Below are 12,170 nucleotides of genomic sequence, written 5' to 3'. Positions count from 1 at the left end.
GTCATCGATTACAACGGCCGGCTGCAGGGCATCGTCAGCCGCTGCGACCTCGTCAAGCTGTTCCTGCGTGGCGACGAGGAGATCGTTGCCGAGGTTCGCGATGACGTCCTCGGCCGCATCCTGTGGTTCGACACCTCCGGCGTGACCGTCTCGGTGAACGAAGGCGTGGTCACGTTGTCCGGCCGGCTGGAACACCGCGCCGAGGCCGCCATTACCGTCCGCGTGGTCGGAAACGTCAACGGCGTCATTAGCGTGGCCGACGAACTGGCCTGGGAAATCGACGACTCCGAATGGGAGGCCGGATAGCCATGCTCGGTGCGCGACTTCCTGGCGCGGGCCAGCGGGAATACGAGACATTGTCACCTCCCACGCGGATGATCCCGAGCGGGGATGTTGAGGGTACGCAACTCGACTCGTCCGGGCTTGAGGAGCTCTCTCCGGAAGAGTGCCTGAGCCTGCTGTCCACGGTGCCGATCGGGCGGATCGTGTTCACCGACAACGCCCTTCCAGCCGTGCAGCCGGTCAACTTCCATCTCGACGGCCATTCCATCGTGATCCGGACCTCGATCGGGTCGAAGCTGGCGGCCGCCACCCGGCACGCCGTAGTTGCCTTCGAGGTCGACCAGTTCGATCCCGAACTCCGTACCGGCTGGTCTGTCACCACGGTGGGACGTGCGCGGGCCGTGACCGACCTGGAGGAGATCAACCGCCTGATGGCGCTGCCATTGACGGCCTGGGCGCCGGGGAGCCGGGACCACTACATCGTGGTCGATGCCGAGCAGGTGTCCGGCCGCCGCATCATCGATGATCTCGGTTCAGACAGTCCGGGGGCTGTGGTCTGGAGCCGCTGATACGGCGTACGCGGTCATTGTCGGCTCGCTCCATCTCGTCCAGCGACAGTTCGACGGCGGCCAGCGCCTCCTCCAGCAGGGGAAGGAGGCGATCTTTGAGTGCGCGGATCCTGCGGTTCGTGGAGGCGACCTCAGCCGCCATGATGCGTGCGGCCTCCGCGGCGATCGCGTGCTCCAACCCGGCGCGCAAGGCGGCGCGGTTGGCATGCCTGGCCGGGACGAGAGCGGCGGTGATCGGGAGGGGAGCCGCCGCGTCGAGGTCGGGGAGCGCGCAGGAGACCCGGGCCGGATAGCTGGTTCCCACGGCGTCGGCCCAGTACACGTGGACGTCGGCGAGGCGGCCGTCGGCCGCGAGGCGCACGGCCCGCTGTCCACCGAGCCGAGTCACGCGGAGGAGCCATTCGTCGGCGGCCCGGCATGCCACGGTCCATTCAGCCTGGGTCCGTGCCGCATTCTGAGCGAGCCGGTCCTGTTCGCACCGCAATATCCGCAGCTTCCTGTTGAGTACGCCGAGTCCGTGCCGGACCGAGGTCAGGCGGCGGCGGAGCCACATCCGCCCCACCCGGCCAGGCGGGATCCGTAGTCTCATGGCTCTCCCCTGTATCCGGCCTCCAGTGCTTCCTCGCTGAGCATCGACAGCTCGCTTCGCGGCACCGCGGAGACCACGTGCCAAGCCCGCTCGAAGGTCTCCGCCAAGGTCCGGGCCTCGTCGGGCCTCTGGGCCAGAAGGCGTGTCCTGAAGGCCTCGGCCATGGCCAGGTAGCGGCGGTCGGCCGGGCTCAGCGCGCTCTCCCCCACCAGGTCGGCGAGTTCGCCGGCCTGCCGGGCGCGGGACAGTCCTGCCTGGATCTGCGCGGCCAGGTCCAGATGCTCGGGCCGGGTCCGTCCCGCGCCGACTCCCGCGCGCATCATGCGGGACAGGGACGACAGCGGGTCGATGTGCGGGTACGAGGTCACCTCGCGGCTCAGCAGGATCTGGCCTTCGGTGATGTATCCGGTGAGGTCGGGCACGGGATGGGTGATGTCTCCGGCGGGCATGCTCAGCACCGGCAGCACGGTGATGGAGCCGGGTTGTCCCCGGATGCGGCCGCACCGCTCGTAGATGGAGGCCAGGTCGCTGTAGAGGTAGCCGGGGTAGGCCCGGCGGGCCGGAATTTCGCCGCGGGCGGCGGAGACCTCGCGCAGGGCTTCGCAGTAGCTCGTCATGTCGGCCAGCACGACGAGAACGTGACGCCGCAGGACGAACGCCAGATGCTCGGCGACGGTCAGCGCTATCCGCGGTGTGAGCAGCCGTTCGATCACGGGGTCGTCGGCGAGGTTGAGCAGCAGCGTCAGCTCCGCGGCCGACGAACGTCTCTCCAGAATGTCGCGCACCGTCCCCGCGTCACTGTGGGTCAGCCCCATGGCGGCGAAGATGACGCTGAACGGCTCGCCACCGGTGTGGGCCTGGGCTGCCACCTGGGCGGCGAGCTCCAGGTGGGGTAGGCCGGTTTCGGCGAAGACGGCGATCTTCTGGCCGCGGACCAAGGTGGTCAGCGCGTCGATGGCGGAGATGCCGGTGATCACGGGTTCGGCGGGAGGTTCTCGCACCGTGGGGTTCATCGGGAGGCCGGCCACCAGGGCGTTGCCGTCGCCGAAGATCGGGGGGCCGCCGTCCAGTGGCCGGCCGCGCCCGTTGCAGACGCGTCCTTGCCATCCGGCGCCGACCGGGATGCGCAGCGGGCTTCCGGTGAAGGTGACCCGGGTCGTCTCCGCCCTGAGTCCTCCGGTGCCCTCGAGGACCTGCACGACGGCGAGGTCCCGGTCGACGTCCAGGACCAGGCCGTGCCTGCGCTCGCCGGACTCCAGCACAATCGTGGCGTACTCGTCCCAGCCGACGTTCTGGATTCCCTGGACGACGATGAGGGGCCCGCGTAGCTCCGCCACGCCGGTGTACTCGACCGGAGCCCACGCGGTCACCGCAGCGTCTCCAGATCGTTCAGCACGATGTCGCGCCGTGCCGCTATCTCCTCCTCCGGCGCCTCCTTGGCACGCAGGAGGGGAGAGAAGTCGCGATCTTCGACTGCGGCGGCGGGCGCGCCATGCTCGACCAGGTCCTGGCAGCGCGCCAGGATCGCCAGGAGCGCGTCGGCGATGAGGGCGGTCCGTTCGGGCCGGCAGTACGCGTCCAGCCTGCTCAGCGAGCTCTGCCGCAGGAAGCCCTCCCGCAGCAGGCGCCCGGCCAGCAGGCCGATCCGCTCGCGGGCGGGCAGAGCGCCTGCTCCGACCAGCTCGGCCAGCGCGGTCAACCGGTCGGCCTCAGCCAGCAGACCGCCCACGCGCCCGCGGCGGGCCGCGTTCTCGGGAGCGCCTTGCGTCAGGGCATCGGCGTCGCGGGAGAAGGATTCGCGCCAGGAGATCGCCGGATAGTGCCGTGCGTAGGCGAGATCGCGGTCCAGGGCCCACAGCGTCCGCACGAACCGCTCCGTGTGCGCCGTGACGGGTTCGGTCAGATCGCCGCCCGGGGGCGAGACGGCACCGATGATCGTCACCGACCCGGTGGCGCCGCCCAGTGTGATGACCCGACCGGCTCGCTCGTAGAACGCCGCCAGGGCGGAGGCGAGGTCCGCCGGATAGCCCTCCTCGGCCGGGAGGGTCCCGCTGCGGGAGGCGAATTCCCGGCGGGCCTCGGCCCAGCGTGAGGTCGAGTCGGCGATGACCACCGCGGCGTAGCCCATGTCGCGGAAATGTTCAGCGACTGTGACTCCCGTGTAGATGCTGGTCTCGCGCGCCATCATCGGCATGTTGGAGGTATTGGCGATCACCACCGTCCGGTCGGAGAGCCGCCCGCCGGTACGGGGGTCCGGCAACTCGGCCAGCTCGGCGACGACATCCGCCATCTCGTTGCCGCGCTCCCCGCAGCCGATGTAGATCACCACATCGGCGTCGCACCACTTGGCGATCTGCTGGAGGAGCACGGTCTTGCCCGTGCCGAACCCTCCGGGCACAGCCGCGGTGCCCCCGAGGCACACGGGCAGGAGCAGGTCGATGACCCGCTGCCCCGTGACCAGCGGCACCGTCTCGTCCAGCCGCGACGCGTACGGCAGTGCGCGACGCACCGGCTGCCGGCGGGTCAGCCGGACCTCGGTTCCGCCGACGACCGCGACCGCGGCGTCGTGAGGGTAGCGGCCCGTCTGCCCGATGGCGGAAACCTCGCCCCCCGGCGACAGGACCAGATAGGCGAGCGGGCCCGCACCTTCGACGCGCCCGATGGCCGTGCCCGGCGCCGCCTTCCGTCCCTGCTCGACCAGCGGTGTGAACCGCCATGAGCGGGCGACGGATGCGAGCGCGGGCACGGCCGGGTCCAGCCAGAGGCCCGCGCCGGTGAGCGGCCGGAGCAGGCCGTCGAACACCCCTCCGAGCAGGTGAGGCCCCAGCAGAGCCGAGACGGGAGATCCGCCGCGCTCGGCGGGATCGCCAGGGGCCAGCCCACCGGTGTACTCGTACGCCTGCGCTGTGGCGCGGCCGCCTCCCAGCGTGACGATCTCACCCGGCAGCTTGTGGGGTCCGAGCAGGACCAGCTCGAACATGGCCGCGCCGGCGAGGTCCTCGACTTCGACCAAGGGGCCGTTGACCCGGGTCACGGTGCCCACAGCCGCTCCAGCTCCGCTCCGAGCGCGTCCACGGCTCGTACGGCCAGCGCGCCGAGCGTGCAGTCGACGCGCCGGCCGTGCCCCTCTGCCAGCACGCCCCCGTCAAGCTGCTCCTTGACGGTCAGGTCCGCTCCCCCGGCGGCACGGGCCAGGGCGCCCAGCCGATCGAGGAGCCTGGGGTAGCAGGGATCGTCACGCAGGGCCCTGACCGCAGCGGCTGATCGTGCGCGTAGCTCGTCAAGGGCCTCTCGTTGAGCGGCGAGTTCCATGCCGCGGGCTCGGCGCTCAGCGTGGATCCGTTCGGTGACCGCATCCGCCTTGGCCTGGGCCGCTCCGTCGGCGCGGGCGTCGGCGAGGACGGTCCGGGCCTCCTGGCGGGCGGCGGCGACCAGCTCGGCGGCCTCTTCCTCGGCTCCGGCGATGATCGCCCGGGCGTCGATCCCCACCTGCCTGGACAGGGCTTCGGTCAGCGGCGCCAGCGCATCCCGCATGGTCGTCACGACGGCATCACCACCGTCAGCCGCTCACCGGCCTGTTCGCTGACGGCCTCGGCCGCCTCCGGAGTGAGGATCACCACGGCGACGTCGTCGCCGAGGGAGCCCCATGCCGCACGAGCGGCCCCCGGGGTGTCGGCCGGGAGGACGACCGCTCCGGCAAGCCGGAAGCCCGCCACGCGAACGGTCTCACCGATGACGGCGACGGTCGCCATGGCCGGTCAAGCCCGTCCGATGAGGATGATGCCGATGACGAGCCCGTAGATGGCGATCCCTTCCGCCAGGCCGACGATGACGATGGCCCGCCCGAACAGCTCGGGCCTCTCGCTCATCGCGGCGAGCGCCGCGGCTCCGGTGTAGGCGACGGCGATGCCCGCGCCGATCGCCGAGCTGGCGACCGCGATGGCCGCGCCGAGCAGGGCCGCCCAGTTGCCGTCGGCCGGGTCAGCGGTCGCCGTCCCTTGAGCGGAGCCCGCGGTCACGGCGCAGACGAGGAGGATGATCGCGGCGAGTGCGATGACCGCGTTGAGCGCGTGCAGTCCTCGTTTCACCCAGACGAACATGGGGTGGCCTCCTTGGACGTCGGCGGCAGGTGCCAGGGGCGGAAGGGCCGTCCCTCGGCCTGGAAGACCCTGGAGAACAGCTCGTAGTACTCCAGGCGCAACGCCTGGACACCGGCCACGAGCCCTTCGATCGTCAGCGCCAGCACGTTGCCCAGCAGGAATATCGCCGTCGCGGCGAAGGGGGTGGCGGCCCACAGCCCGGCGGTCGCGCTCCAGACGATCGAGCCGATGGCGGCGTGGGTGAGGCCGAAGGCGGCGAGGCGGGCGAAGGAGGCGACGTTGGCGCCCAGCCGGACGACCGCGTCGAAAAGCTGGATCATCGCTTGGGCGGTTGCGCTGGCGCCACCTCCCGCTTCGGCGTAGAACCCGGTGAAAGCCAGGAGCAGTCCCACCACGGCGATCACACTGCCGACGGCGACCGGCCAGCCGAGCCTCGCGTACCAGCCGAACAAGACGAGTCCCAGCCCGAAGAACAGCGCCGAACCTGCGACCCCTGCCGGGGAGTACAGCGCGGCCGGCCAGCCACCCTCCCGCCACCGGTTCACGACGCCCAGCAGGTAGGCGGCCGCGAGCAGCAGCGCGCCGGCGGCCAGAGCGGCAGCGAGAAGGCCGATCGGGTCGGCCAGCGGCCGCACCCAGAGCACGGGGACGACGCTTGTGGGACCGAAGAACTCGCCATAGAGCAGGCCGAAGACCATGCTGGCCAGTCCCGCGCCGACGACGAAAGGCCACGCCCGATGGAGGCGGGACAGCCATCGCGGGCGCTTGCGATACAGCCCGACCGCCGCGACGAGCAGCAACAGGCCGTGCCCGACGTCGCCGAACATCATGCCGAACATCAGGACGTATGCGCCGACGGCCAGGGGCGTCGGGTCGATGTCGGCGTACGGCGTCGTCCCGTAGGTGTTGACGAGCGGGGCCAGGCTGCCGCGCAGCCCTTCAGTGCGCAGCAGGGACGGGGCTTCCTTGCCCCGGGGGCGGGCGAGCGGCACCACGGCCCCGCCTTCGGGTGCCACCTCGCCCGCGAGTTCGGAGACGACTTTGGCGGGCATCCAGCCTGCGAGCGCCGCCACCTCATCGCGGACGACGGCGGTCCTCGAGACCGCCTGCAGCTGTGCGTCAGGTGGTGTGGCCAGTTCGACGACCCCCGCCGCGCCCACGATCCTCAGCACGTCGTCCAGCGAACGGGCGGGGGCGACGATCGCCACCCGCTCCATGCGGACGGGTCGCAGTGCCTCTCGCCAGCTCATGGCGCCAGTCCCCGATCGGGTGAGCGCATCGCGGTCACCGCCATGCCGCCTGTTCCAGGGCGGCGCGCACCCGCCGGGCGTCCGCCGCCAGGACGGCGATCGCGCCGAGGACCGGCCCTGCCGTGAATCCCGCCCCGGCCAGGAGGTCGCGCCCTTCGCCTTCCACGCGCTGCCACCAGCTCTCCTCACCTCGCCACAGCTCGCGTGGATCCTCGATCTCGTGGAGCACCCAGCGTGCCGCCGTGGGGAGCTGCTCGGCCATCTCACGTATCGAGGACGCGTCGAGCGCGCCTTGTCCGACGAGCACGCGGCAGCGTTCGGGCGGCCTGGCGCCTTCCGCCAGGTGCGTACGGGCGAGCAGCAGGGCTGTCGCTCCCAAAGCCCACGGCCTGACCTGCGGAACGGTCTCGATGACCCGTTCGGCCCAGGCCAGGCGCATGCTCAGTTGGATCTCACGGGGGGTCGTACCACCCGGGTCTCCCCACGGGGAAGCAGCCAGGGCCGCCCGGACCTCGGCAAGGGATCCGCACAGTCGCAGCCTCTGCCACGCGGTGCCGAGCGAGCCCAGGGCGAACTCGGGCTCCGCCTCACCTCCCGCGAGCCGGCAGATCAGCTCGTCCGCGTTGGCGAGCTCGAACCAGCGGGCCAGCACGCGGACCATCTGGCCTCCCTCCCGAGGCAGCCAACCGGCCAGAACGCGCAGATGCCAGAGCAGTGTGGCCAGGACCGCCCACTGGGCCTCCGCCAGGCTTTGCCCGCGCCGCACGTCATGTCCGTACGGCGTGTCACCCAGCAGGGCCACCGCCTCGCTTACGGACCCGCATGCCGCGATGCGCCGCGCACATGCCGTCCCCGCCCTCCGCCGGACGAGAGCCCTGGCACGTGTCGCCCCCGCGACCCACGAAGCGGTCATGGTCGGTCGTCGGCCAAGGACTTGACCATGTCGGTCACCCGGGCCACCATCTCCGGCATCCGGCCGGCCGAGCGCGTGCGGACGCCCTCAGCGGCGACTGAGGCCTCCCGCAGGAGCTCCGCAACCGCCTGATCATGGTCCTGGCGGGCGAGAGCCGATGACCGTGCGCGCTCCGCATCCGCCTCCGCGTGGGCCGAGGCGACGATGGCCGCGGCCTGATCGTGGGCGCGCGCCCGCATGCGGTCGGCACGGCGCTGGGCGTTTTCACGTTCGTTCGCGCACGCGGCCTGGCAGTCGGCGAGTGCCGAGAAGACCGGCGCCAGTTCCTCGGCTTGGTCGGCCACATAGTCGGCGGGGACACCTGCGGGCGCCGCTGCCCCGGGCACGCCGGAGGGACGGAATCGTGCCAGGAAATCGCCCAGCCGGACCATCAGTCCACCTCCCCCTTGGGTAATGCCCCCGGCAAAGCCAAAAGTCGGTCAGTTCACGGCCGAATGTCGGCCAACCGACGGGTCAGCAGACGGGGGTGGTGTCACAGCGACGGGACATCCGGCTGTTGCGAGCGCGGCCTGGGTGACCGGCCCCACGAGCGTCGTGGGCGTCGAGCTGACACCGCGACTGCCCAGCACCAGCAGAGTCGCGTCCCGCGCCGCGTCGATCACGGCGCGTTCGGGGCGCCCGGCTACGAACTCCGTCGTAACCGGCACGTCCTGGTGCCGGCAGATCAGCGCTGAGACCGCGCCTCGGAAGCAGGCTTCCGCGTTGACCCGGAGCGCTCTGCGATCCACGAAGGGCAGACCGTCCTGCCCGGACAGATCACCGGCATCCTGCCAGCAGCAAACCACTGTCACCGACCCATCGCGCAGCTCCGCCTCCTCGAAGGCGAACTCCAGAGCTCCCTGCCCAGCGGGAGACCCGTCGACGCCGACCACGATCCGCGCCTTGCCTTCCCTCTCCGGCACGTTTCCAGGACCGACGATGACGACAGGCCTGACGCTGTGCGCAGGCACCTGCACGGCCGCCGATCCCACCCGCAGTTCCTCGAAGCCGCCCTGCCCCCGAGATCCAAGCACTGCCAGCTCGGCGTTGCGCGCCGCCTGCAGGAGTACCGCCGTGGCCACGCCCTTCCCCAACAAGGGCCGGACATCGAGAGCAGGCGCCAGTTCTCGCGCGCGACGTACGCCTTCCTCCACCACGGCGGTGCCGGTGGCCCTCAACTGGCCCAGAACCTCTTTGTCAACGGGACGCCGAAGATAGGGCCAATGCCAGGCATGGCACACCGCCAGGGGAAGCTTGCGCAATTGTGCTTCCTCCACCGCCCAGCGCAGCGCTTGCTCGCTGCCCGGCGATTCGTCATAGCCGACAACGATGACCCGCTCTTCCGCCCTGACCACTGGGACCTCTGTTTCGGACCACGTCGACATGGTGAACGCCTTTCCCGCCGAGGACGTACAAGACCCGGCAGACGGCCAAACCTTGGGAAAGGAAGATCAACACGTCCGAGGGAGCCCCTGATCAGGGGCCTTCGTCCAGCCGGATCACGGACCTTCGCCTCTGCCGTTCGTCGCGAGAAGCCGATGAGATGGAGCCGTGAAGGAGGTTGCGATCAAGGAGGTTGCGATCATGGAAGCCAAGCAGTGGACCGTGCAGGTCTACATCAGCGAGGAAGGCGACGACACCTGCGCACGAGCCGTACTGACCACCAGGGATGGCACAGGGCTGACCGGCACCGGTCGCGCCCACCGCAACCCTGCGGATCCGTCAGTGCCCGAGATCGGAGACGAGTTGGCGGCTTCGCGGGCGTTGGCCGATCTGGCCGGGAAGCTCGCCGTCGTCACGCAACGAGACATCGCTGAGATCGCCAGTTCCCCGGCCCCGGGCCGCTCATGGTGAACCGGCCGCTTTTAGTCAGGTTCCATTTGAGGTCTCTGGAAACGCCAGCGCATGTTGAGCTCAGGGGGATGAACGGCGCTCAGCGCGCGCATCAGTGCCTGTTCCAGGGGGATGCCCGTGTCGATTTCGATCGCGTCCGGCCACGGTGACATGGCCGGGGCAGACGACGGTGTCTCACGGGTGGCGAGCCGTGTGGCGGCGAGTTGCGGCATGACAGTGCACAGCAGTGAGACCCGATTACTCGAGGTCCGGTCGGCCGCCTGCGTGGCCATCGCGCGATATTGCTCATCGGCCCAGGAAGCGTCCAGAACGACCGACTCGCCCTGGCCGAGCAATCGCTCGGCACGCGAAACTAGTTCGGCATAGACCTCGGATTCGGGCGGAACGTCCGAGCTGCGCAGCAAGGTGAAGCCGAGCCTGTCGGCCAGCGCGCCGGCCAGGGTCGTCTTCCCGCTCGCGGGCGGGCCACCGACCAGGACCAGCGTGACGGCTGCGGCGTGCAGATGACGCAGCGCCAGCTCTGCCAGCCGCCGCGCCTGCCACGCGGCGTCCACGTCGCCCTGCGAGTGGCGCACACAAGCGTCCTCGGCTCGGATGAAGGCCCGGTACGCGACATAGTGGTGCCACAGCGCAGTCGGCGCCTGATCGCCACTGGATTCGACGTACCACCGCAGGAACAGATCGGCCAGCCGCGGCGCGCCCAGCCACTCCAGATCCATGGCGAGGAAGGCGGCGTCATCCAGCCCGTCGAGGCAACGCAGGCGCTCGTCATACTCCAGGCAGTCCAGGACTCGCGGCCCGTCGTCGAGGCAGAAGATGTCCTCCGCCACGAGATCGCCGTGGCCTTCGACGATGCGGCCTTCAGCGATTCTCGTCTTGAACAGGGACTCCCTGCCGTCAAGGAAGCGCAGCACAAGCTGCTCGATCTCGTCCACGACGGCAGGCTCGATCGTGGCGCCGAGAAGACCGCGGACCCGCTCGACAGCAGCCATCCATCGATCTCGCAGCCCCTCCCGGCTGCCTTCCTGGTCGATCTGCGGGCCGCGTCGGGCCTCGGCATGCAGCCCGGCGAGCTGCCGCGCAACCGCGCGCACGTACTTCTCCACAGGCTTGCCGGCCCGCGCGAGCGTGGCCAGGCGGCGCTCCCCGGGCATACGACGCATCACGACCAGGTACTCGCAGACCATGCTGTCCGGGTCAAGCACGCTGGCCACACCCTCGTAGACGTCAGGGGCCAGTCTGCGGTTGAGCTCCACCTCGCGTCGGCAGGCATCCTCCCTGGCGCGCAACGTGGTCAAGTCGAGAAAGCCAAGTTGGACGGGCTTCTTCATCTTGTAGGCGTGCTCGCCGAGCAGGAACACCACGGCAGCCTGCGTCTCCTTGATCATGCTGAACATGACGCCACCCCCTTCCAGTTCAGGGCTGGAAGGGCGGCCGCCACCAGAGGCAAAGAACCTGAATTGGGAAGCAATACGTCAAAAGTCACCCATCTCACGCTGACTTCAGGCAAGAGGCCAAAGGTCCCGTTGCGCGCGGGACCGTCGCCTCTAAGCACCGTTCCTTCAGCGCCGGACGATGAAGGCATGAGAATAGGAATCAACGGGTTCGGCCGGATCGGCCGGGCCGTCATGCGATGTGCGTTGCGCACAGATCTGAACATCGTCGCGGTCAACGACATCACCAATGCGGCCACACTGGCCCACCTGCTGCGCTACGACTCCACCTACGGGCCCCTCGATGTGCCTGTGACCGCTTCAGACCACATAATGGAGATCAACAGCGCTACGATCGCCGTCAGTGCCTGCGCAGACCCTGCGGACATCGATTGGCGCGCTCACGACGTCGACCTGGTGATCGACTCCACCGGTCGATTCAGGACCAGAGAGGCGCTGGCCGCGCATCTGAAGGCCGGTGCCAGCAAGGTCCTGCTCTCGGCCCCGGGCAAGGGCCTGGACGCCACCATCGTCCCGGGCGTCAACGACGCCGCGTACGACCCGGACCGGCACGAGATCGTCTCGCTGGCCTCCTGCACCACCAACTGCGTGGCACCCATGGTCAAGGTGTTGCACGAGCGATTCGGCCTGGTACGCGGCTTTATGACCACCATCCACGCCTACACCGGCGACCAGGTGCTGCTGGACGCCCCGCACAAGGACTTGCGCCGGGCCCGCTCTGCGGCCGTGAACATCGTGCCCACCACCACCGGCGCCGCCCGCATGGTCGGCCAGGTGCTGCCCGAGCTGAACGGCCGACTGGACGGCGTCGCCATCCGGGTGCCGGTCGAGGACGGCTCGATCACCGACCTGTCCGCCCAGCTCGCCCGGCCTGTCACCGCGCCGGAGATCAACGATGCCTTTGCCGCGGCCGCCGAGGAGGAACTGCGGGGCATCCTGCGCTACAGCACCGCGCCGCTCGTCTCCCGCGACATCATCGGCAATGCCGCCTCGTGCGTGTTCGACTCCGCCCTCACTCAGGCGAGCGAGGACCTGGTCAAGGTCTTCGGCTGGTACGACAATGAATGGGGATATGCCAACCGGCTGGTCGACATGGCCCAGCGGATGGCCTGACCAGCTG

General features: G+C 69.9%; 15 protein-coding genes. 4 read left to right on the top strand and 11 right to left on the bottom strand.

Annotated features, from left to right (window positions below):
- Both ACWEPL_RS13980 and ACWEPL_RS13975 read left to right on the top strand, forming a co-directional pair.
- Window positions 1-306: BON domain-containing protein (locus ACWEPL_RS13980; protein ID WP_452436331.1), on the top strand; the 306-nt coding region annotated here is incomplete at its 5' end.
- A gap of 2 nt (window positions 307-308) precedes the next feature.
- Window positions 309-851 carry a pyridoxamine 5'-phosphate oxidase family protein gene (locus ACWEPL_RS13975; RefSeq protein ID WP_452436330.1) on the top strand — a complete coding sequence of 181 codons (543 nt, stop codon included), beginning with the start codon at window positions 309-311 and terminating at the stop codon, window positions 849-851.
- Here the strand turns inward: ACWEPL_RS13975 and ACWEPL_RS13970 are convergent.
- From ACWEPL_RS13970 to ACWEPL_RS13925, 10 genes are all read right to left on the bottom strand, one after another.
- Window positions 799-1,440, bottom strand: coding sequence for a V-type ATP synthase subunit D (locus ACWEPL_RS13970; RefSeq protein ID WP_452436329.1), 642 nt, complete (start codon window positions 1,438-1,440; stop codon window positions 799-801). The genes ACWEPL_RS13975 and ACWEPL_RS13970 overlap by 53 nt on opposite strands.
- Entirely contained in the window at window positions 1,437-2,810 is a 1,374-nt protein-coding gene (locus tag ACWEPL_RS13965) for a V-type ATP synthase subunit B (RefSeq protein WP_452436328.1), read from the bottom strand. The genes ACWEPL_RS13970 and ACWEPL_RS13965 overlap by 4 nt, the downstream gene beginning before the upstream one ends.
- Entirely contained in the window at window positions 2,807-4,483 is a 1,677-nt protein-coding gene (locus ACWEPL_RS13960; RefSeq protein WP_452436327.1) for a V-type ATP synthase subunit A, read from the bottom strand. The genes ACWEPL_RS13965 and ACWEPL_RS13960 overlap by 4 nt, the downstream gene beginning before the upstream one ends.
- Window positions 4,471-4,974: a V-type ATP synthase subunit E family protein gene (locus ACWEPL_RS13955; RefSeq protein ID WP_452436340.1), complete on the bottom strand. Its 504-nt coding sequence runs from the start codon at window positions 4,972-4,974 to the stop codon at window positions 4,471-4,473. Before ACWEPL_RS13955 ends, ACWEPL_RS13960 begins: the two co-directional genes overlap by 13 nt.
- Window positions 4,975-4,979: 5 nt before the next feature.
- Window positions 4,980-5,192: a V-type ATP synthase subunit F gene (locus tag ACWEPL_RS13950; RefSeq protein ID WP_452436326.1), complete on the bottom strand. Its 213-nt coding sequence runs from the start codon at window positions 5,190-5,192 to the stop codon at window positions 4,980-4,982.
- 6 nt (window positions 5,193-5,198) lie between these two features.
- Complete coding sequence (locus tag ACWEPL_RS13945) at window positions 5,199-5,540, bottom strand: ATP synthase subunit C (RefSeq protein WP_452436325.1); 342 nt, start codon at window positions 5,538-5,540, stop codon at window positions 5,199-5,201.
- Window positions 5,525-6,790: a V-type ATPase 116kDa subunit family protein gene (locus ACWEPL_RS13940; protein WP_452436324.1), complete on the bottom strand. Its 1,266-nt coding sequence runs from the start codon at window positions 6,788-6,790 to the stop codon at window positions 5,525-5,527. Before ACWEPL_RS13940 ends, ACWEPL_RS13945 begins: the two co-directional genes overlap by 16 nt.
- A 34-nt stretch (window positions 6,791-6,824) precedes the next feature.
- Complete coding sequence (locus ACWEPL_RS13935; protein WP_452436323.1) at window positions 6,825-7,556, bottom strand: hypothetical protein; 732 nt, start codon at window positions 7,554-7,556, stop codon at window positions 6,825-6,827.
- A 143-nt stretch (window positions 7,557-7,699) separates the two neighbouring features.
- A complete protein-coding gene (locus ACWEPL_RS13930) occupies window positions 7,700-8,134 on the bottom strand; it encodes a hypothetical protein (RefSeq protein WP_452436322.1) in 435 nt (144 codons plus the stop codon).
- A gap of 48 nt (window positions 8,135-8,182) precedes the next feature.
- On the bottom strand, window positions 8,183-9,127 hold the full coding sequence (locus tag ACWEPL_RS13925; protein ID WP_452436321.1) for a universal stress protein: 945 nt from the start codon (window positions 9,125-9,127) through the stop codon (window positions 8,183-8,185).
- Window positions 9,128-9,326: 199 nt separating this feature from the next.
- On the opposite strand from ACWEPL_RS13925, the gene ACWEPL_RS13920 reads away from it, so the two are divergent.
- A complete protein-coding gene (locus ACWEPL_RS13920; RefSeq protein WP_431934547.1) occupies window positions 9,327-9,596 on the top strand; it encodes a DUF1876 domain-containing protein in 270 nt (89 codons plus the stop codon).
- An 11-nt stretch (window positions 9,597-9,607) separates the two neighbouring features.
- On the opposite strand, the gene ACWEPL_RS13915 is transcribed toward ACWEPL_RS13920, so the two are convergent.
- Window positions 9,608-10,993: a bifunctional aminoglycoside phosphotransferase/ATP-binding protein gene (locus ACWEPL_RS13915; protein WP_452436320.1), complete on the bottom strand. Its 1,386-nt coding sequence runs from the start codon at window positions 10,991-10,993 to the stop codon at window positions 9,608-9,610.
- Window positions 10,994-11,179: 186 nt separating this feature from the next.
- On the opposite strand from ACWEPL_RS13915, the gene gap reads away from it, so the two are divergent.
- Window positions 11,180-12,163 (top strand): type I glyceraldehyde-3-phosphate dehydrogenase, encoded by a 984-nt coding sequence (gene gap, locus ACWEPL_RS13910; protein ID WP_452436339.1) that lies wholly within the window; start codon window positions 11,180-11,182, stop codon window positions 12,161-12,163.
- Window positions 12,164-12,170 lie beyond the last annotated feature (7 nt).

Source organism: Nonomuraea sp. NPDC004186 (assembly GCF_053603495.1).
This window is presented reverse-complemented; position numbering and strand designations above follow the sequence as displayed.